This is a genomic window from Anaerostipes sp. 992a (genome assembly GCF_001940245.1).
Lineage (GTDB): Bacteria > Bacillota > Clostridia > Lachnospirales > Lachnospiraceae > Fimousia.
The window spans coordinates 1,086,240-1,108,202 of sequence record NZ_MJIG01000004.1; the positions used below are offsets into that span (position 1 = coordinate 1,086,240).

Genomic DNA, 21,963 nt, shown 5'->3' on the forward strand with positions numbered 1-21,963 from the left:
AACGGGCGTATAGTGAATTGATGATCACTATACGCCCGTTCTCACTTCTTAAAACAACAAATACACCAACGTAATAAATAATCCAATGCTAAATAACATCAACCCAAAGGACACACTTCTGGCAACCAGACTGGATGTGGTCTCCAATTCTTTTTTGGCCACTGCAATCCCATTGACAAAAGATTTCTTGATCGGATGCCCATATAAGATGGTCTTATTGAGTATCAGAATGATCTCGTCACATACCACACCTGCCACATAGGTAAATGGTGTTCCCACCTTATCCCAGACTCTCTGCTTAGAATCCCGGTATATGGTTCCACGAAGCAATGCTACAATTCGATCCGGCAGCTGATCCAGTGCTCGAAACAAAACTCCAAAGAAGAATGGCAATGCTTTCTGGAATACAGGACGATATAAAATCCTCTCCAGAGAACACCATTCCAGATCGATCACTTTTCCGATTCCCTCCTTGCCAGACCATACCCGGTCTGCCTGCCAGAGGGCGATACAAACAATGATTCCTGCCAAAAGACACATCCATGGAAACTTATGCAAGACTACAACAATCATCTGTATTCCCCAGACAAGGAATAACAGACTCTTATGACTGGCCGTCTTCGTTGACCAGCTACACACGCTCATAGCAGCCACATAACCGATGATCACCATCCAAAGCATGGATTTTTCTGCAAACACCATCAGGCATAAAAGCCATCCTATCTCTGCCATAGCAACTGCTCCCAATACCTTCCTTGCTTCTTTTCCAAGCAGACATTTGAAAGCTGCTGCTACTACCGTAAGAAATCCTAAAAATAAAAGAATCTGATCCCACTGATCATTTCCATGGCATAATCCAAAAACAATCTGATAGATTCCCCATAAGCCTGACGGCATCAGCAAAACTGCTGTCAGATAGCCTTCTCCATCAGACATCCTTGGCAATGCGGATTCCATCCAGGAATGAAGCAGGATGATTCCACAACGATATCCATACCCAATGATACAGCAAAAAACAGCTGCGAATATCCATCCTGTCTGTATCTTTGGATATGCCATTTGAGTAAAAGTCAAGGTTCCCATATGATGATCGATAAGAAACATTCCCATGGTAAGAATCATCCCGGTTATGACTTGCCACATCAGATAGACTTTTTTCCCTTCTCCATCTCCAGTCAGCCAGAAACAGGATAGGAATCCTGCAATCTCAAAACAGACAAACGCCGTAAACAAATCCTGCGCTCCATACATGCCGATGACTGCTGCCACAACTCCTGCTGTAGCCGCCCGTATTCTCATTTCTTTCTGCTCCCTGATCATGACGACCACTCCACTGCACACCGTCACTGTAAGCAGCAACAACATCCAGAATTCCGATGGATAAAAGAAGGTAAGCCCTTCTTCACATATTCCGTTCCATACTATACTCATATCATCCACCTCCTAAATCCTTCCAAATGCAATCTGCTCCAGAAACCGAAGCAACGGTCCCGAATACACACCGATCAGAATCACGGCCACGGTCAAAAGCACCAGTGGAGCCTTCATATACCAGTTTGGATCCTGATTTTTCACTGTTCCTGTCAGATTTTCTGTTCGAAAGAATGCCTTTACCACAATGGAGAATAGATATACCGCAGTCAAAAAGGCGGAAAATAAGATTGCTGCCACTCCCAGCATCGCATATCCATTCTGACTGGTCACGGCTGCTGTAAGAATCGTCCATTTGCTGACAAACCCACACAAAAGTGGTACTCCCATAACAGCTGCTGATCCAATGGTAAAGCATCCCATGACAAATGGCATGGATCTTCCGATTCCCTTCAGTTCATAAATATATTCTTTGTTGGTCTGATGCATAATCGCTCCGGCACAGAAAAATAACGTAATCTTCATAACTGCATGGGTGACCATATGAGCCATTCCACCGCAAAAGCCACTTGGTGTCATAATAGACGCCCCAAAAATGATATAGGATAGATTACTGATCGTAGAATATGCCAGCCTCCGCTTCAGATGAATCTCCTTCACCGCCCTGGAGGATGCAAATACGATGGTCACAATGGCAAAGGTCATCATCACCGTCTGTGCCCAGGTACCACGTAAGAAATCCGTCCCGAAGCTATAATAGGTAATTCGCATAATAGCAAATGCACCCGCTTTTACCACTGCCACGGCATGCAACAGAGCGGTAACCGGTGTAGGCGCCACTGAAGCTGTCGGCAGCCATCCGTGAAATGGAAAAATTGCTGCTTTTACACCGAATCCAAGCACCGCTATCACAAAAATAAATAAAAGCAGATTTTCCTTTCCTGCAATTCTTCCCGCATCCAAAACTCCTCCATAGACAAAATCGGTTGTGGTCCCATATTGGAGAATAAACATAAAACCGATAAAGGCAAATGCAGCTCCTGCAAGAGAATATACCATATACTTTCTCGCCGCCAAAATGGAGGGCTGATCCAGCTTATGAATCACAAGGGTTAACGTTGACAATGTCAATAGCTCATAAAACATATACAGTGTCATCAGATTTGCTGCAAATGCAATGCCGATGCACACGCCATATGTCATAGTATAAAAGGAGAAGAACAGATTATTTCGTCCCTCATGCTTCATATACTCAAAAGCATATAATGTAGCCAGCGGCCAGAGTCCGGCAATGATGCCTGCAAAGACTCTGGAGAAGCCATCAATGTGAAAGTGAATGGTCAGATTATGTGCCATCACCAATGCCCGACAGGTGCCTTCCACACCTTGAATCAGCATCCAATACACCAGTACCGAATTGGTTACGACCAGTGTCATCACATAGCACATCCGCTTTCTGTCATCCTTAATCGGAAAAAAGTATAAAAGTCCGCCACCGATCATCGGCAGCAAGATTGGAATTAATAATGTCCATGCGTTCATTTTCTACTCCTTTCCCTATCCAATCAACATTTGGGCAATCTGCTCCGCCACCTTAACAAGTGGTCCCGGCCAGATTCCCATTACTATTGCTGCAATTCCAAGTCCAAATACCGGAACGGTAAGCTTCCAGTCTGTCTCTCTCTTCTTCCATTCCTTTTTCTTTCCACCTTTCGGAGCATATCCATCAATGGAAATCATCAGCAGATATCCTGCAGTCAGCACCGCACTGATCAAAAGTATGACCGGTCCCAGCCAATATAATACAGGGATTTGAGACTCCATCACTCCATGTGCAAGGAATTCCTTACTGACAAATCCAGCAGCGGGTGGGATTCCCACCAGAGAAATCGACGCCATCGTAAATCCTGTCATAACGAGCGGAAGTTCTTTTCCGATACCGGCAAGCTGTCTGATTCTCGTCTTTCCCGTTTCATAGATCACTGCCCCTGACATCAAGAATAGCGCCGTTTTTGCTATTCCATGGAACACGATGTGAAGCAAAGCTCCCGTGACTCCTGCCACCGTCATAGATGCCAGTCCCAGCAGGATATAGGAAACCTGACTGACCGTAGAATAAGCAAATCTTCGTTTCATCATCGGTTCCTTATAGGCCATCATAGACCCCAGAAAAATCGTAATCAGTGCCAGAATCAACCACAGCATCTGTACCCAGGTGTCTCGTAAATAATCCACACCAAAGATATAAAATACGGTTCTCATACAAGCCAGTACCCCCATCTTGGTAATGACTCCAGACATAACTGCACTGGCCGGTGCCGGTGCCTGAGGATGCGCCGTTGGAAGCCATCCATGTAGCGGGAAAATCCCTGCTTTTCCGCAAAATCCAACAACCATAATAGCCGCCGCTGCCAGATACAATGTCTCATGTGCTTCAAAGCTTTCCGGTGTAAAGACTCCTCCTGGTATAAAAGCAATGGACGGTGCATAAGCCGCCAGAATGCAAATTCCTCCAAGGGCAGCCGATGCGCCAAAAATGGAATAAAACATATATTTTCTTGCCGCTCTAACTGCCTCTTTGGTCTTAGAATGAAGCACCAGAGGCATAGTAAGAAGAGTCATACACTCAAAACAAAAATACAAGGTCAGAAGATTTCCTGCATAACTTAATCCAACCAGAACACCTTCTGCAATGAGGTAAAAGGTATAATATCGCCGTTCCTCCCCTTCATGCTTCATATATTCCAGTGCAAAGATTCCAGAGCATATCCAAATGACCGAAATCAATCCGCTGAAAAAGACCGATAATCGATCGATATGAAAGTAGATCGGCAGATTCTCCAACAAGAAAAAAGCAAGACAGCTGCTGCCCTCTCTTCCCATCCAGAGCCATACTACGATCAGCTCCAGCCCTAAGGCACCTGTAACATAGATATTTCTTATCTTCTCTCTTTCTAATATCTTCAAACATGGTATCAGCATTCCCATCAGAATCGGAAGCAATACCGGAACAAGAACCATCCATGAATTCATATTACTTCCCTCCTAACAAAACATACGAAGACCTGCTCTTAGCAGATCTACTACTGCATCTGAATGCATACCTAAAAACAGGTTGGTCACAACAAGAGCCCATAATGCAACCGCCATTCTGAAATCTCTTCGGCCATCGGCTCCCTGCTTCTGCCCCTTCAACGGCTGATAGATGACGATCAATGCCCTTATAAAATACACCGCATTCAGAATTGTACTAATTCCCAGTGTGATCACTGTAATGATCATCTTAAACTGATAAGGCGCCTGAATGGCTGCCTGCGCAAAATATACTTTAGAGATATACCCTGCAGTCATAGGAATCCCGACCATGGAAAAGGCGCCTACTAAAAATGCAAAGCCTGCAATTCGATTTCTATGGGCTGCTCCAATCAATTTCCGATAATTACAGCTTCTTCCTGACACCTGGGATAAACCAGAAGCAGATAAAAACATCATGGATTTTGATGCTGCGTGGGACATAATGTGAAAGACTGCTGCCAGCATGCCGGCTGTAGTCCCCAATCCGATTCCCATATAAATATATCCAATCTGGGCCACACTGGAATATGCGATCATCTTCTTTAAATCATCCTGCCGAATGGCACTTAGGGACCCGAAGATCATGCCTGCGATTCCAAATAGAAATAAGATATTCAAAATCTTATTCTGAAAAATAATGGAAAGTCCAATGACCCGGTAATAAATCTTGATTAATAAAAAGATATAGGCCTTTGAAACTAAACTGGATAAAATCGCACTGGATGCCGATGTGGCATAAGTATACGCATCTGGCAGCCAGGAATGAAACGGGAACAGCGCACTCTTCATCGCCAGTCCTACGGATATCAGCGCAATAGCGGATGTGAACGGCACCTGATATTGTCCGCTCTTTACCAGCTGTTGAGCTGCTTCCTGAATATTGGACATCAAAAGATGTCCCGTCAAATCATAAATCAACGTCAGACCGATCAAAATCAAGCCTGATCCAAGCAGACTCATGATCATATATTTTACCGATGCCAGAAGAGACCTTCCCTCTCCACGAATCACAATGATTCCGCAAGCACCGATGGTCATAATCTCTACAAACACATAAGCCGTAAATAAATCGTTGGTATAAGTCAGCGCAAGAATGGCCGCCATCAAAAGATTGACCAATACATAATACAGATTAGAACGCTTCTCCGAAATATCCTCTTCCAATCGCTTCACGCCGCCCAATACGGACAACAACATAATCAAACAGAAAAATGTGGCAAACGCTCCTTCTAAAATTCCAAAGCGAATTTCATTTCCCCACGGTGCCGGATGATGGCCCATAACATAGATATAGCTCTGTTTTGTCTGCCATACATAATAAAGCACCAGGATGGACATGAACAGATTGGCCGTAATTACGGTAAAGGAAACCTTCTTCGCCCATTTTCCATCTAATACTGAATTGATGACTCCCGTTGACATACATAGGAAGATGCCAATAAACGGAAGATTTCTGATAAATTCCATCTATCGCTCCTCCTTTTTTGCCTTCATGGAAATCTCATCTACATCCAGAGATCCATATCTTCGATAAAGTCGAATGGTAAGTGCCAGCATCACCGCAGTCACGCTTACGGAGACGACAATCCCCGTCAGTACCAATCCACTGGGAATCGGATTGATATATGCCTCCTGCTTCTGGATCCCATTTACCACAATGGGTGCCATTCTTCCTTCAATATATCCCTTCGCTGCCAGAAAAAGATAGACCGCTGTATCCATAATATTAAGCCCGATAATCTTCTTGATCATATTTCGATGCAGCAAAAGGGTGGTAAACCCAATTCCAAACAGGATCACGGCTACCGTTTCATAATAATTGTGAAACAAATTTGCTCCCATATCTAGAAATCTCCTTTTCTGAATAATACATAAAACGCATACATCGTACAGGATACCACCGCTCCTACACAGATATTCAATACCAGAATCAGCCCACTGCTTAAGATATGCCCTGGAATCCCCAATGGGATGATGCTTTTTATGTGATTGGCTCCGGTAAAAAAGGAATAGCTTTTTGCTGCCGCATAGGTCAGAAGCCCTGCCAGAGATACCACCCGGAACGTTTTAAGGGTAAAAAACCGCTCCGTTTTTTGAAACCCATAAGCATCCAGATATAAGATCAGCCCTGCGCCGATGATGGCCCCTCCTGAGAAGCCCCCTCCTGGCGACAAATGTCCAAATAGTATGACATAAATTCCAAAAATAAAAATAATCGGTACGAGAAAAAAAGCTGCCTTCTGAAGAATCTTATCGTTCTTCGGTTCTAGCAGTCGGTCATTCTCTGCCTCCTTGGCCTTTTCATCCTCAATATTCTTCTCCTTCCCAATTCCAAGGCGAAGAATGATAAAAACACAGCTTACCGCAATAAAAAGCACATGTGATTCCCCGAACGTATCAAATGCACGATAATCTAAAATCATTCCTGTTACAATATTGACTGCCCCAGTCTCCTGTATCCCCTGCTCGATGTATCGTTTGGATACCTCATTGTTCACCGGATTATCCGAATTTCCGAATTCTGGAAGATAGGAAACCGTGATCAACAGACTTCCAATGACCGCAAGACAGATCAGCACCGCCAAAATACGATATACCCTTTCATAAATGTGTACACCTTTTTCTTCCGGCCAGCTGCGATACTTTGCATAGAGCCTGGCTTCCTTTCGCTGTGCAGTTTTAGCCCGCTCCATATCCTCTTCATATTTTTTTGAGAGTTCTTCATCCGTCAGATGCCACTCCGGGGAAGATTTATATTCTACTGGCATCTCTCCATTCAGCCACTGTGAAAACCGATGCCATTTTGACTGTTCATAATCCTTTCTAACTTTACTCATCCTCTTCCTCGTCTCCCTTCATTACACCAATCTTTTTAAAGGTTACGAAAAACAATATACTGGTCACCCCTGCTCCTACTGCCGCCTCTGTAATAGCCAGATCCGGTGATTGCAACAAAAACCAGATAATCGCCATGATCAGGCTGTATGACATGAAGATGACCACTGATGTCAAAAGATTCTTTGACAGACAGGTCGCAATGGCACAAACAATCAAAAATCCCAATAAAATCAGTCCAATCACTTTCATTCTTTTGGCACCTCACATTCCTGCTCCAAATTCTTATAAATCGTAACCTCCAGTCTGGAGACCAGATGACTGGATACCGGGCTTGCAAACCACAAAAACAAAATGATCAATACTAATTTCAGCGATGCAAAAGAAATACCATAAATGACGATCAATCCAATCATCACCGATGCCAGAGCCAATGTATCACACATGGCTGCCGAATGCATACGGTTTAGCACATAGGAAAATCGATACATGCCGAAGGTGGCCACAGCTGCGGTTATGATTCCTATTATAATAAAAAATGCTCCGATCAAAAAACGAATCCATTCAATCATCCTTATTCTCCTCCTGTTTCTTCTTTTTCTCACGATATACACCCATATATACTTTTGTCAAAACTATCACACCAATAAAGCTGACCATCGCATAGATGAGACAGACATCCAGAAGATAGCTTTCTTTTAGAAGCACAGACAATAGCGCAATGGAGATAATCGTCATGGTGCCTATCATATTACCACTGATGATTCGATCCGTCAGTCTCGGTCCTCGAATCGCGCGAATCAAACATAAAAATATAAGGATTGCCATGAAAAACATGCATATGATAATAAACCCATCCTGAACCTGCATTAACAACTCTGATTTCATCCTTTTTCGCCTTCTTTCTCTTCTAATTGATGCAATAAGCGCACAAAAATAGAATCGTCCATTCCTTCCGCCATGGATTTATCCAGGCAATGTACCAAATATTCGTCTCCTTCCAAAGTAACGGTAATAGTCCCTGGTGTCAATGTAATGGAATTTGCCAGAATCACTCTGGCTAAATCTGTCTTTAGGTCTGTCCGAAACCGTACCAACTTGGGTTCAACTTCCATTTTTGGTGAAAGAATGAGCTGCATCACTCCAATATTAGCCTTTAAGATTTCCAATATGAGAATGACTGCATATCCGATTCCCCATAAAATATTTCGATATACTTTTTTTTCTTTCTGAATGGAATAATCCAGAAATTTACATTGAAAAGCAAAAACAACTGCAGCTATCACCACTCCAAATGCCGCAATTTCCAATGTAAGATCTCCCGCAAAAATTATCCAGCATATAAAAAATAACAGTAGCATGGTACCCCTCCGATCTACGAATCCTTCCGCTGTATGCATCCTTTCGCTTATCGTTATTATATCCCACTCTTTGGGAATAATCAATTTTATTAAAATATAAAAAAGAATCCTGCTCTGCAGGATTCTACATGGTCTATAATTGTAATACTCCAAAGATAATCGCTGTCAGTACGACAATGGCATTCGTCACCGTCTGTATTGGCACCGCCTTCTTACAATAAGGCTCTACCTCTGTTTCAGTCAACGCACATCCAAGATAGGTGGATGAGTTGGTTGGCGTAGAGCTTGTTGCCAGTGACAAGTTACATACAAATGGTGCGATCATTGCCACTGGTGAAATTCCAAATCCTGCTCCAACCGATACGAATAATGGATACAGAGCATTGAAGATCTGGAATGGCACAAAATAAATAATAATTACGCAAAGCAGCAGCATAATAATATGGAAATAGCGAAGCAGGAACGCTGGACATACCTGAACCAGACTTTCGGACAAAGCCCCTACCATTCCCGTGCTGTTAAATACTGCCTGATACATATTGATCGCTAACAACATGACCAGAATATTCAGATACATCGGTCCTACCTTTCCAAATATTTTACCATAATCCTTTGGATAATTGATCATCGCAGTTACGACCGTTGCAATAATAAATACAAGATAAGGCGGAATACTGAACACACCAAGTGCTACCATAAATACTACAAATAGAATCAGGTTGATCCAGAACATCTTTGGTCGAAGAAATGGTTTTTCTTCTTCCTCTTTTTTCTCAATCTCTTCCTCCTTCACAACTGGTCCAAAAGTACCTACCCGCTTTTTATGCTTCATCGCAAAATATACCCATTGAAGAACAATGGCCGGTATAAAGCATAATCCCCACGGTACAGATGCAGAAGCCAGTTCGGCTGTATCAATCCCTGAAGACATAGCCGTATAAGCCATACCAATTCCCCATGGAATAAAGCACATCGCTGACATAGCCGTCTGTGCGATAATAAACGCTGCTTCTCTATCAAAATCAAATTTTTTATATAATGGAACTAAGATTGGAAATGTAATCAAATATGCCGGAGTAAAGTTTCCTGTCAAGATTGCAAATGCTCCAATCAAAGAGGTTAAGATCATAATGACAATGACGTTCATCTTATTTCCTAATTTCTTAGTAATTGCAGATACAATGGTATCAAACATCCCTGTCTCTGTCAGCATTGTAAAATATAAAAATGCAAACAACAGCATAAATCCAGTTGATTTCATCAGAGATGCAAACTGCTCCAATACAAAATCACTGATCTCAAAAATATCATATCCCAATATCATGGCACAGATCATAGGAACGATCAGTAATACAAAGTTAAATGGAACCTTCTTGGTCAATACAGTTGCCACTACGATCAAGATCAGTATAATGGCCATAAGTGTAATACTCATATAATCCCCCTATTCTTCCATGTGTTTACGGATAAATGCTTCTACAATTGCCATATTTTCTTCTGTCCAAAATGCCACATCTCCATGTCCGGCATTTTTCATCAGATAAAATTCAACATCTTTTCCTTCTTCCATCAGCTTTTTATACAGGCGAATGCTCTGATTACATGCTACCATGTCATCTGCTTCCCCGTGCATCATTAATACTGGAGGAGAAGGTACCTCTTCCCTAACGTAATTCATCGCAGTTACTGGTGCAGATAATTCTGGATATTCATATACATTTTTTCTTCCAATCAACATCCCTTCCGGACTGTCTGGTTCTCCCTGATTTAAAGTTGTCGGGAAATCCTCCTTAATGCGTACATCTGTAACTCCATAAAAATCGATCAAAGCCTTTACTTTACAGGAATATTCTCCATATACATCCGTATCCATACAATCTTCATCTGCCGTAAACGCTGCAAGAAATGCTGTATTTCCACCACTGGAATCTCCCATCAGAAAAACCTGTTCCGGATCAATATGAAATTCCTCTGCATGTTTTCTTAAGAAGCGAATTCCTGTCTTGGCATCCTGTACCTGTGCAGGAAAAACTGCCAGATCACTTTCCCGATACTGTAAAATCGCAGTTACAAATCCTTTTTGCGCCAGTCTTGCCATCACTCCAAGTCTCTTATACTCATCCTGCTTCATCCAGGCAGATCCCTGTACATATAAAATTGCAGGGTAAGTATAGCCTACGCCTTCCTTCATCTCCGGAACAATCATCTGCAAGGTTCGTTTGATTCCGTCTCTTTCTACATAACAAACATCATGCTTGTATAATCCATAGACTTCTTTTCCATTGGCTTCTAATATATGTACATTTTCTATAGAATCCAACGCTTTTTTGAACTCGTCAAAACCCATTTTTTTGATTTCTTCTCTGTTCATATTCTGCTCCTCCTCGTTTTTTCTTATTGTGTTTTTAATATTGTTAATTTTATAACCAACAGTCACTTCCAGGTCAATCGGTTATTTATATGAATTTTCTATAAATAATTCCAAACTTATATAGATTATTTATTCTTCTTCCTTTTCTATGTGGCTTAAAATCGTTGTAGACAAAAAAAATCAGGCAGAAACCTGAGTGTTACCCTCAGGTTTCTGCCTTCATTCATTTACCATACTTCTTGTTACTCTAATGGTATAAATATCTTAAAATAATTCCAGTCCCTTTGTTCTTCATCATGAGTTATCTTAATTCTCACACCATAAGCGTCTGACGGAAAAACATACTTATATTGACGAAAAATCTTTCTGATCGCAACTGCCATCTCTCCATTAGAAACATAGGAGCCTGTTAACCTCATATAAGTGACAAATGCCCTGCCATTTTTAATATGAGTCATTCCTTCTGTCTGGAATTCCTCTTTTTCTTTCTCTGCAAAGATTCCATTCCCCCAGGAAAATGCCTGCTCCCCGTCATTTAGATAATCTCTGGATAAGCATACCACTGATTTACTCTGTGGAACATAATCGATTAAATTCACTCCACCCGTCTCCATCTGAGCATCTTCTCCGTATTCTAAATTCACCGTCTGACTTCTCATATAAAAATGCGGAAGTTCTTCAATATACCATTTTCCAAGGTGAGCATCCACATCCATGATTTCCTTTCGATAAGCGTCCACTACAGCCTTTTTCTCTTTCAGTTCTTCAATCTGCCTGCTAAGCTCTCTGCTCCTTTGCTCCATCATCTGCTCAAAGATATGATCATCTGCCTCTTTTAAGAGAATTCCCGTATCTTTCAGGGAAAAATCCATGTTACGGTATTTGAGACATTCATAAATATCCGTACAAACTCTTACATTGTAGGAACGATAGTTGGAATGTTCATCCCGATTTGAAGAGATCAATCCAATCTTCTCATAATATTTGATCGTGTGGATCGAAACACCTGTAAATGTGGAAAGTGCTCCAATTGTCTTTTCCTTCATCCTGCTTTCCTTTAACTAAAATAGAGAACCCGCTGATTCGAACTTCCGCGAAATTGCAAGGTCAAATCTCTCAATTCCTCTACATAAGGACCATCGACCAAAATATCGGCAATGCTAAGAAGCTTCTTGACCCAGATATCATCCATCTCTTCCAGCTGCTCCAATGTATACCCAGAATATACCATCACTGTCTTCCCCTTCTGCTTTATCATCTTCCCCAGCTCATATAATGGCTTAGGCTGACAAAAAGGTTCTCCACCAGAAAAAGTAATCCCAGAAAGCAGAGGATTTTCACAAAAAGCATCAAAAATCTCCTGGATATCCACAATCTTACCTCCTTCAAATGGATGAGTCTGTGGATTATGGCATCCTTTGCAATCATGAGGACATCCCTGGGTAAATACTACATAGCGAATTCCCGGTCCATCTACAATGGATTCCTCTACAATTCCACTGATCCGAATCTTAGATTCCATGTTTGACACGATCTCTTTCTTCTGCTCTCTTCGCATTATTAAAACGTTCTGTAGTTCCAACTAAATATCCTGTAATACGACGGATTCTGTCGAATCCAATATCCTGTCCGATTTCTTTTGTTTTCATTTCTCTCTTTGTCATAACTTCATCCTCCTTACTTAATGATAAATTGGTACATCCGGATACTTTTTGCGCAATTCATTTAATTTCTCAATGCTTACACTTTCTCCTGCTCTTCTTCCGCATCGCGGACATACGTCATCAATGACTCCTGTATAGCCACAAACTGGATCTCTGTCTACTGGATGATTGACAGATCCATATCCAATTCCCTGTTCCTTCATATATCGAATGACCGCTTCAAAAGCTTCCAGATTCTTACATGTATCTCCATCCAGCTCTACATAACTGATATGTCCTGCATTGGTCAGGGCATGATATGGTGCTTCAATCTGAATCTTCTCAAAAGCACGAATTGGATAATACACTGGCACGTGGAAGGAGTTTGTATAATACTCCCGATCTGTAATACCTTCCATGATTCCATACTTCTTCTGATCAATCTTAATAAATCGACCGCTCAATCCTTCTGCCGGCGTTGCTAATAATGTAAAATTAAGCCCTGTCTTCTTAGATTCTAAATCCATTCTCTGACGCATATAGCCAATAATCTCAAGACCAAGCTGCTGTGCCTCTTCACTTTCTCCATGATGCTTTCCGATCAAAGCCTTTAGTGTCTCAGCCAGACCAATAAACCCAATGCTTAAGGTTCCATGCTTTAACACCTCTGCAATGTTATCTTCATAATTTAGATGCTCAGAATCAATCCAGATGCCTTGTCCCATCAAAAATGGATAATTACGCACCTTCTTGGTACATTGAATTTTAAAGCGGTGCATCAGCTGACGGATCACCAGCTCCATCTGTGTATCCAGCATCTTATAGAACTTTTTAATATCTCCATGTGCTTCAATTCCCAATCTTGGAAGATTGATAGAAGTAAAGCTTAAATTTCCACGTCCACAGGTAACTTCTTTTGTCTTATCATAGACATTTCCTAACACACGGGTACGGCATCCCATATAGGAAACTTCTGTATTATAATCTCCTTCTTTATAGTACTGAAGATTGTACGGTGCATCAATAAAGCTAAAGTTGGGAAATAACCGCTTCGCAGATGTCTTAATGGCCTGCTTGAATAAATCGTAATTCGGATCTCCAGGATTAAAGTTTATTCCTTCCTTCACTTTAAAAATCTGTACCGGGAAGATCGGTGTCTCTCCACCTCCCAATCCTTTTTCGGTACATTCCAGAAGATTTCGAATAACCATTCTTGCCTCTGGTGAAGTATCTGTTCCGTAATTAATCGAACTGAATGGCACTTGTGCCCCTGCTCTTGAATTCATCGTATTTAAGTTATGTACGAAAGCTTCCATAGCCTGATAGGTTTCTCTGTCTGTCATAGTCAATGCTTCCTTCTGTACATATCGATGTAATTCTTCCATCTGCTCTACACTCAATCCGTTTGGCATCTGCATCTGCCTGATCTCTTCTGCGATCACATCTGCATTACCCATAGTAAGTGGAGCTTTTAATTGCTCCATATATGCATCAATGGCTTCCTTACTTTCTTCTTCTGTCATTCCAAAACGAATCTGAAAATATTGATTCATGAGATGACGATATTTCTTTTTATACGTTTTGCGTACTCCATCAGCCATTGCATAATCAAAGTTTGGTACGCTCTGTCCGCCATGCATCTCATTCTGGTTCGCCTGAATAGCAATACATGCCAGAGCAGAATAGCTCTGAATAGAATTCGGTTCACGTAAGTTCCCATGACCTGTGGAAAAGCCATCATGAAACAGTTTGATCAGATCAATCTGACAGCATGTCTCTGTCAACATATAGAAGTCCTTGTCATGAATGTGAATATCCCCATTAATATGAGCTGCCGCAATATCCTTCGGAAGCACATAATTATCAATAAAATACTTAGATCCCTCAGAACCATACTTTAACATAGTTCCCATGGCGGTATCTGCATCGATATTGGCATTTTCACGTTTAATATCTTCATCCTTTGCGTAAGAATAGGTAAGACGTTCATAGATGTCCATCAAATCAGATTCCGTATTGCGGATCTTTGTATGTTCTGCACGATACAGAATATAGGCCTTTGCAGTTTTCCCATAACCATATTTAATCAAAATCTGCTCTACAAAATCCTGCACCTCTTCTACGTTGCAGATGTCCTCATTAATACAGCCGCATACCTTTTCCGTTAAAAATAACAAGTCAGTAGGTGTCATATTTTCTCCATCTACCGCCTTGTTCGCCTGGCTCATTGCATTCAGGATCTTCACGGAATCGAAAGGAACCACGTCCCCGTTTCTCTTCTGAATCTCTCTTATCATGTTTCATCATATACCTTTCATAATATATATGTTGTGTAGGATTTATGCATCTTCCACAACATCTTGTGGTTATTATACCTCTAAACTATTTATAATGCAAGCACTTCTATAGAAATGACATCAGGAATTTCTTTTCACATACTATACACATCTATTTCACATGTATTGCACATGCAATTATCCACATATCCACATTTTAGTGTGGATATATAATTTTTTATTCTATCCTGTGCGGGTTTCTTTGACTATGGGATAGTGAGTGAGAACGAAATCATTCTGGTCAGCAATCAGGCTACGGAGCTTCCAAACCTGATACATGTTTTCTCTTGTTCTACATCAGGACAGACGAAAATCTTATCTCTCGTCCAGGGACAAATGGGGAGAAGCTTGCTTAAGAACCATTTGCAGATGGGCGGCATATAAGATTTTCGTCTGGTCCCTACCACGAGAGCGCTAAAAGCGAAGCGGCTGTGGCGAGTGGCAAAAACGCAAAGCATGTTAGGGATTGTTAAGCTCTGGAAACCTGATTGCCGGCTGAAATAATTCCGTTCTCATCGCTTGCATCTGTATTCCAGAAAACCCGTATTTTACAGAGTAATTATTTACAAAAATCCAGCAAAAGAACCATAATATAGATTCTTTGCTGGATTTTCTAAATATCCTCTCCAAAAGGATGTTATAATATAAAACTTCTTATCCTAATTTCTGAAATGCTACCAGTAAGTTTGGAATCAGCTGTTTCTTACGGGAAACTACGCCTGGAAGATATGCTTCCTGTCCCTGGATTTCTGTTGCAAAAGCAGTCGTCACTACTTCCTCTGTATTAGCACCATACATCAGTAAATAGGTGCTTTCTTCAAGGATATTTGTCATCATGAAGAATACCATATCCAGTTTCTGAGAAACCGCTAGTTCTGGTAAATATGGAACTACTGTTTCTTTAATATTTCCCAACTCTTCTGTACTCATGGAATTGATCTGTCCTACTCCGAACTTAATATCTCCTGCATTGAATTTCTTGAAATCCTGAGAACAGATTTCTGCAGCAGTCTTTCCTTTCAGATCACTTCCTGCCGTAAACATATCGGTTGCATACTGCTCAATATCGATTTCTGCAATCTTAGCCAGCATTTCTGCAGTAGTTTTATCCACTGGTGTACAGGTTGGAGAACGGAACATCAGAGTATCAGAAAGAATTGCTGATACTAATAAGCCTGCAATTGGTTTTGTAATCTCTACTCCGTGCTCATGATACAGCTGTGTAATAATGGTTGCTGTACATCCCACCGGCTGATTTCGGAAAAAGATTGGTCCCATTGTCTCTAAACTTCCCAATTTATGATGATCGATGATTTCGATGATATTTCCTTCCTCCAGACCATCTACAGCCTGAGAAGCTTCGTTATGATCCACTAAGATGACTTTTCTACGATCGAACTCTAACAGACGACGACGAGAAGCAAAGCCTTCAAACTGATTATTTGTATTCAGTACTGGATAATAACGGAAACGGCTCTTTGTCATAATCTTCTGCACTTCTTCAATCAATTCACTTTGATAGATACAGCTGATTTTTTCTTTTGGTGTCATAAAATATTCGCATGGGAGACTGTGGCTGATCAATCGGCTTGCAATAAAGGTATCATGAGGAGTTGTAATAATATCACAGTGTTTTTCCTTTGCCAGTGTAATAATGGTATTAGATACCTCTGTGCCCATACATACGATCAATAATCTTGCTCCGGCTTCGATAGAACAGAACTGGGAATCGTAACGGTTTCCAATGATCACTACATCGCCTGATTCAATAAATTTTTCCATTAAATCCGGATTGGCAGCAGACACCAGTACCTTACCTGAATCCACACAGCTGTCCATATTTCCAACAACCAGTTCTCCATCTAAGGTTTCTACAATATTCTTATATGGTGTCTTGGCTTTTGATAATACCTTATTATCATAAACGTCCATATCGGAATACGTAATATCACTGGCAGTAATAATTCCCTTTAAGGTTCTATCTTCTTCCAAGATTGGCAGAGTTACGATTTTCTGATCTCTCATCATATCCCATGCCTTTTTTAAGGACGTCTTATCATCAATCGGATCCACCGTATGCAATGGGATATCCACCATTCTTGGATAAATATCTGTTAATAGCTCTGGTTCCTTTACCCCAAAATGATCCAATACAAATCTGGTCTCTGGGCTTACAGCTCCTAATCTCTTCGCTTTGTAGCACTTATCTTCACTTGTTTCATTTTTCAGATGAGCATATGCCAAAGCGGAACAGATGGAATCAGTATCCGGATTTTTGTGTCCAATAATGTAAGTACTTTTCATTTTTTTCTTCTCACTCCTTCTCATTGTTTGTTTCCATATACGGCAATGTCACAATAAACTCCGTATATCTTTCATTGCTGACCGCCTGAATCATTCCACCATGCAGCTCTACAATTTCTTTGGCAATTGCAAGTCCCAGACCTGCCCCACCAGTATTCGTAGATCTGGCTTCATCCAGACGATAAAACTTTTCAAATAAATGATTTAATTTATGTTCCGCAATCTCTTTTCCTTGATTGCGTACTGTAATACGTACAGTCTGATCACTGGTCTTTGCAATTACATCAATAGGCGTTTCCTCATAGCTGTACGATATTGCATTCCGAAATAAATTATCGAATACACGTGCCATGCGTTCTGCATCCACAAAGAGTTCGATATCTTCTTCTATGTGTACACGGCACACAATATTCTTCTCCTTGAATACCGGATAGAATTCATCCACCAGCTGCTCCAGCAACATATTCAATGATATCTGCTGTCTCTCCAACGTAATATTCTGAAGATTGTATCTGGTAATTTCAAAAAACTCATTGATCAACTCTCCCAGACGCTTTGCCTTCTCCAGAGAAATTCCTGTATACTTGGCCCTTTGCGCAAGAGGCATATCCGGTGCTTCATCCAAAAGACTTAGATACGCAACAATGGACGTTAATGGTGTCTTCAGATCATGTGCCAGATAAACCACCAGGTCATTTTTCCGCTGTTCACTCTGGGCTGCTGCATAACGCTGATCTCTTAAGTTATTCTTGATCGTGTTCATCTGCACCTCTAAAGGCTGCAGCTCCTCCGGCAGTTTAATAAGCTCTGAAGAGTCATTCAAGATCATATCAATACCCTTTCCTACTTCATCCAAATAATCCGTAAATTTACTCATTCCCAGATAGAAGCTGATCAGATACATTATAATGAACATGCACGTTAATATCATTGTTTTATTCTTCCAGAAAATTGTCCGATATACTAAAATCGCACTTTCTTCATCCATATGAAGATTCTGGAACAGAGAAACCATCAGGTTTGCAAAAGGCTCTTGAAAAATACCATCGATCAATACCGAATAGATACAATATCCGATAAAAGCAATGATGCTGGTAATTCCTATGGTCTGAAGCATAATTTTTAATTTTAAAGAGCGGTACTTATTATTCTTCAATCTTATATCCCACTCCCCACACGGTCTTGATCAGTTCCCGATGTCCCATAACCGCACCTAACTTTTCTCTCAAATGCCTAATATGCACCATAACCGTATTATTATTATTCTTAAAATACTTTTCCTTCCACACCTGTTCGAACAGATTCTCTGAGCTGATCACCTTCCCCTTCTTGGAAATCAGAATCCACAATATATTAAATTCAATTGGTGTCAGTGTAATTTCAACATCACCATACATACACTGATGCGTATTCTTATTCAATGTCAGCCCTGCGATTTCCAGGATATTCTGCTCCTCCCGGTTACTGGCATCGTTATATCTGGTATAACGGCGAAGCTGGGCTTTGACCCTTGCCATTAATTCCAGAGGTTCAAACGGCTTCTCAATATAATCATCCGCCCCCAGCGTAAGACCATTGATCTTATCCATAGAACCAGTTTTCGCAGTCAGCATCACGACTGGAAAAGTATATGTCTTTCGAATCTCATTTAGCAATGTAAAGCCATCGATATCGGGAAGCATAACATCTAAAATAGCCAGATCAATGTTATGCTCCTTGATGCATTGCAACACTTCTTTTCCATTATAAAATTTATAAACATTAAAATTCTCATTCTTTAAATACAATTCTACAAAATCAGCGATTTCCTTCTCATCATCTACCACTAATATATTCTTACCCATACGTTTTCTCCTTCGCATCTGCTTTCGGACTAATCCCTTTTTCCCCCATGAATGACCGAAAAATGTTGTTTCTCCTTCCGGTCTTCCCATCTGCTATAACCTTTAAGATGAAAGAGGGGCGTATGCCAATACATCTCATCTATGCACTTCCAAAATTCGAGTTTTTCTTCTTCTGTAAAATCAGCAATCTTAAGCTGCAGCTTGTTCCTAAGCTCTTCCATAGTATCACCATTTTGAATATAAATTAAAATGGTTTTTACAAGAACAGTTGCCGGAATGACTTCTTTGTAAATCTTCGTCAGGCAAAAGGACAGCATCTCTTTGGTTCCTTTCCAGTTCCCAATTCCATTCATTCTGCCGATCAATCTGGCATCCTCCATGGAAATTCGATGAAAGGCCCGACTTTGATCTTCAAACCAACCCTCAAATATACGATTCCGATTCTTCACCTCATAAGATTCCAAATAGCACATTTCTGTCTTCGTATTTTTCAAGACCCCGAGAAAGCTCCAGAACTCCATTCTTCCAACTAAAAATTCATGCATAAAGTGAGAAGAAATTTCCTCTCCACCCTCTTCTAGTATATCACATAAATGTGGAAATTCTATGATTCCACATTGATATAAAATACCTTTTACCGCATATTCCAGTTCCTGCAAGTGCTGAATCTGCTTCATCGAAGATCTGCTTTTCAGATAAAAATAAAAATTTGCTCTTGCATCTTCATTTATGGTTATTCTTTTCTCTTTATGATCGTATTGAATCAGTCCCAGCTTCTCCAACGATACTATATTCCTTTGATCCGTATAAGAAAGATCGAGCTTTTTTCCGATATTCCATATCTGAAATAATAAATCGATATCACATTGGGACAAAAGCAGAATCAGCTTCTCTGGATGTTGTCCTAAATACTGTTCCAGAAACGCAGATAATTCCATCAGAGATTCTTTCCATAACTCCTCTGCCATCAATCGCTGACAGAGCAGCAGAAGATTATCCTGCGAATTTAGTTTTAACATCTGTTCCCAGGTCTTATCGCTGGAAATCCGTTCTACGATTGCCACTGATCGCCCTCCTGTTTTTTCTGCGGCACTGTGCCTGATTTTCCTATATTAAAATAAAATAGATCGTAAACATTCCTATCATAATCCACATCAATGGAGACACTTCCTTATAACGATTGCTGAATAAAGAAGCCAATCCATAGACAATAAATCCGAATGCAATTCCGTCTGCAATGGAATACGTAAGCGTCATCATAATTACAGTTGTAAATGATGATACTGCTTCTACATAATCTCTCCAGTCAATTTTTGCAAATTGACGTACCATCAAGCTTCCCACAAGAATCAAAACCGGCGATGTTACACAAACCGTCAACAAACTGAAGATAGGATACAAAAAAATGGATATGAGAAAAAGCACCCCTGTCGTCACTGCAGTAAGCCCCGTTCTTCCACCACTTTCAATTCCAGTTTCGGATTCCATATAAGAACTTACGGATGTCGTTCCTGCCACCGCTCCTACAATAGAACCTAATGCATCTGCGGAAAGTGCCCGATTAATATTCTCCGGTTCTCCATTTACTGTTGGAAGCTTTGCCCTGCTGATCACCGCAATCAATGTTCCAGTAGTATCAAAAAAGTCTACAAATAAAATAGAAAGAATAATTATAATAACATTCGGCGATGAGAATAACTCTCCAAATCCTGACACAAAAGCACCAAAATTAGCTCCTGACGCCTGAAGTAATGAAAAGCTTTCTGGAATTCTTGGTAACCCTGGATTATCCGAAAAGAATCCTACGATCAATCCTATGACTGTTGTTCCCAGCATACCAAAAATCATCGGGAACTTCTTCCACTTTATGATCAGTGCCAGCATAATTATGATTCCAAAAAGAGAAACTAAAACCTCTGCGCTAAAAATCTTTCCCAATGCCACATAATTCTGTTCACTATTTACAATGATTCCACAATTTTTTAATCCAACAAATGTGAGAAAAAATCCAATTCCTGCGCTGATAGCATTCTTCAAATGAGCTGGAATCGATCTTAAAATAGCAGTTCGAATACCGGTGACTGCTATGAGCAACATGATTATACCCACGAGAAAAACTGCGCAAAGCCCTGCCTGCCAGCTATATCCCATTCGCCCACATAAAGTGGATGAAAACAATGCCGTAACTCCCAGACTTGGAGCAAGGCCTACAGGATAATTCGCCAACAGACCCATAATCATGCATCCCAATCCAGAAGCAAACAAAACAGAGGTATATGCGGCCTCTTCCGGCATGCCAGTATCCATCATCATCGTGACAATGATGCTGACTACATAAATCATAGCAAAATAGGTGGTAGCTCCTGCTGCGATCTCTGTCCTTACATTCGTATTTCTTTCCTTTAATCGAAATAAATGCTCCATAATGAGCACGCTCCTTTTATTTTACAGAGGCAATAACCTCAACTTCACACAATACTCCTTTTGGAAGAGACTTTACTGCCACACAGGATCTGGCTGGCTTAGATGTAAAATATTCACCATAAACTTTATTAAATGCAGAAAAATCATTCATATCAGCCAGGAAACAGGTAGTCTTTACTACATGATCAAAATCTGTTCCAGCTGCTTCTAATACTGCTCCCAAATTCTTACATACTCTATGAGTCTGATCTTCGATTCCACCTGTTACCACATCTCCTGTAGAAGGATCTAAACAAATCTGTCCGGATGTATATAACATTCCTCCACAAATAACAGCCTGTGAATATGGACCGATTGCTCCTGGTGCTTTTTCTGTTGCAATTTTCTTCATTATCATAA

General features: G+C 40.7%; 22 protein-coding genes. All 22 read right to left on the minus strand.

Annotated features, from left to right (window positions below; genetic code table 11):
* Positions 1–48: 48 nt before the first annotated feature.
* The 22 genes from BHF69_RS09460 to BHF69_RS09565 all read right to left on the minus strand — a co-directional run bounded on the left by BHF69_RS09460 (position 49) and on the right by BHF69_RS09565 (position 21,955).
* Complete coding sequence (locus BHF69_RS09460; RefSeq protein WP_075670964.1) at positions 49–1,431, minus strand: proton-conducting transporter transmembrane domain-containing protein; 1,383 nt, start codon at positions 1,429–1,431, stop codon at positions 49–51.
* A 12-nt stretch (positions 1,432–1,443) separates the two neighbouring features.
* The gene (locus tag BHF69_RS09465) at positions 1,444–2,913 is read right to left on the minus strand and encodes a proton-conducting transporter transmembrane domain-containing protein (protein WP_075670966.1); all 1,470 of its coding nucleotides are present in this window, start codon (positions 2,911–2,913) and stop codon (positions 1,444–1,446) included.
* Between the two features lie 15 nt (positions 2,914–2,928).
* Entirely contained in the window at positions 2,929–4,404 is a 1,476-nt protein-coding gene (locus BHF69_RS09470; RefSeq protein WP_075670968.1) for a complex I subunit 5 family protein, read from the minus strand.
* Positions 4,405–4,416: 12 nt separating this feature from the next.
* Positions 4,417–5,913 (minus strand): complex I subunit 5 family protein, encoded by a 1,497-nt coding sequence (locus tag BHF69_RS09475; RefSeq protein ID WP_075670970.1) that lies wholly within the window; start codon positions 5,911–5,913, stop codon positions 4,417–4,419.
* Entirely contained in the window at positions 5,914–6,288 is a 375-nt protein-coding gene (locus tag BHF69_RS09480) for a sodium:proton antiporter (protein ID WP_075670972.1), read from the minus strand.
* 2 nt (positions 6,289–6,290) lie between these two features.
* Positions 6,291–7,283 (minus strand): hydrogen gas-evolving membrane-bound hydrogenase subunit E, encoded by a 993-nt coding sequence (gene mbhE / locus BHF69_RS09485; RefSeq protein ID WP_075670974.1) that lies wholly within the window; start codon positions 7,281–7,283, stop codon positions 6,291–6,293.
* On the minus strand, positions 7,276–7,533 hold the full coding sequence (locus BHF69_RS09490; RefSeq protein WP_075670976.1) for a hydrogenase subunit MbhD domain-containing protein: 258 nt from the start codon (positions 7,531–7,533) through the stop codon (positions 7,276–7,278). Before BHF69_RS09490 ends, mbhE begins: the two co-directional genes overlap by 8 nt.
* Entirely contained in the window at positions 7,530–7,853 is a 324-nt protein-coding gene (locus BHF69_RS09495; protein ID WP_075670978.1) for a cation:proton antiporter, read from the minus strand. Before BHF69_RS09495 ends, BHF69_RS09490 begins: the two co-directional genes overlap by 4 nt.
* Entirely contained in the window at positions 7,846–8,169 is a 324-nt protein-coding gene (locus BHF69_RS09500) for a monovalent cation/H+ antiporter complex subunit F (RefSeq protein ID WP_075670980.1), read from the minus strand. Before BHF69_RS09500 ends, BHF69_RS09495 begins: the two co-directional genes overlap by 8 nt.
* A complete protein-coding gene (locus tag BHF69_RS09505; protein WP_075670982.1) occupies positions 8,166–8,642 on the minus strand; it encodes a Na+/H+ antiporter subunit E in 477 nt (158 codons plus the stop codon). Before BHF69_RS09505 ends, BHF69_RS09500 begins: the two co-directional genes overlap by 4 nt.
* Before the next feature lie 133 nt (positions 8,643–8,775).
* Positions 8,776–10,077 (minus strand): SLC13 family permease, encoded by a 1,302-nt coding sequence (locus BHF69_RS09510; RefSeq protein ID WP_075670984.1) that lies wholly within the window; start codon positions 10,075–10,077, stop codon positions 8,776–8,778.
* 9 nt (positions 10,078–10,086) lie between these two features.
* Complete coding sequence (locus tag BHF69_RS09515; RefSeq protein WP_075670986.1) at positions 10,087–11,013, minus strand: alpha/beta hydrolase; 927 nt, start codon at positions 11,011–11,013, stop codon at positions 10,087–10,089.
* Positions 11,014–11,255: 242 nt separating this feature from the next.
* Positions 11,256–12,059, minus strand: a complete 804-nt coding sequence (locus BHF69_RS09520; protein ID WP_075670988.1) for a helix-turn-helix domain-containing protein — start codon at positions 12,057–12,059, stop codon at positions 11,256–11,258.
* 11 nt (positions 12,060–12,070) lie between these two features.
* Positions 12,071–12,535 (minus strand): anaerobic ribonucleoside-triphosphate reductase activating protein, encoded by a 465-nt coding sequence (gene nrdG / locus BHF69_RS09525; protein WP_083651198.1) that lies wholly within the window; start codon positions 12,533–12,535, stop codon positions 12,071–12,073.
* Positions 12,525–12,677 carry an anaerobic ribonucleoside-triphosphate reductase gene (gene nrdD, locus BHF69_RS14585; protein ID WP_075670992.1) on the minus strand — a complete coding sequence of 51 codons (153 nt, stop codon included), beginning with the start codon at positions 12,675–12,677 and terminating at the stop codon, positions 12,525–12,527. The genes nrdG and nrdD overlap by 11 nt, the downstream gene beginning before the upstream one ends.
* A 17-nt stretch (positions 12,678–12,694) precedes the next feature.
* Positions 12,695–14,953, minus strand: a complete 2,259-nt coding sequence (locus BHF69_RS09535; RefSeq protein ID WP_075670994.1) for an anaerobic ribonucleoside triphosphate reductase — start codon at positions 14,951–14,953, stop codon at positions 12,695–12,697.
* A gap of 693 nt (positions 14,954–15,646) precedes the next feature.
* Positions 15,647–17,296: a putative manganese-dependent inorganic diphosphatase gene (locus BHF69_RS09540; protein ID WP_075671814.1), complete on the minus strand. Its 1,650-nt coding sequence runs from the start codon at positions 17,294–17,296 to the stop codon at positions 15,647–15,649.
* Positions 17,297–17,306: 10 nt separating this feature from the next.
* Complete coding sequence (locus BHF69_RS09545; RefSeq protein WP_242946135.1) at positions 17,307–18,452, minus strand: sensor histidine kinase; 1,146 nt, start codon at positions 18,450–18,452, stop codon at positions 17,307–17,309.
* Positions 18,442–19,140, minus strand: a complete 699-nt coding sequence (gene vanR, locus BHF69_RS09550) for a VanR-ABDEGLN family response regulator transcription factor (RefSeq protein WP_075670996.1) — start codon at positions 19,138–19,140, stop codon at positions 18,442–18,444. The genes BHF69_RS09545 and vanR overlap by 11 nt, the downstream gene beginning before the upstream one ends.
* Before the next feature lie 29 nt (positions 19,141–19,169).
* Positions 19,170–20,204, minus strand: a complete 1,035-nt coding sequence (locus tag BHF69_RS09555) for a hypothetical protein (protein WP_075670998.1) — start codon at positions 20,202–20,204, stop codon at positions 19,170–19,172.
* Positions 20,205–20,247: 43 nt separating this feature from the next.
* Entirely contained in the window at positions 20,248–21,564 is a 1,317-nt protein-coding gene (locus BHF69_RS09560; RefSeq protein WP_083651200.1) for an NCS2 family permease, read from the minus strand.
* Between the two features lie 16 nt (positions 21,565–21,580).
* Positions 21,581–21,955, minus strand: coding sequence for a RidA family protein (locus tag BHF69_RS09565; protein ID WP_075671000.1), 375 nt, complete (start codon positions 21,953–21,955; stop codon positions 21,581–21,583).
* Positions 21,956–21,963: the final 8 nt, after the last annotated feature.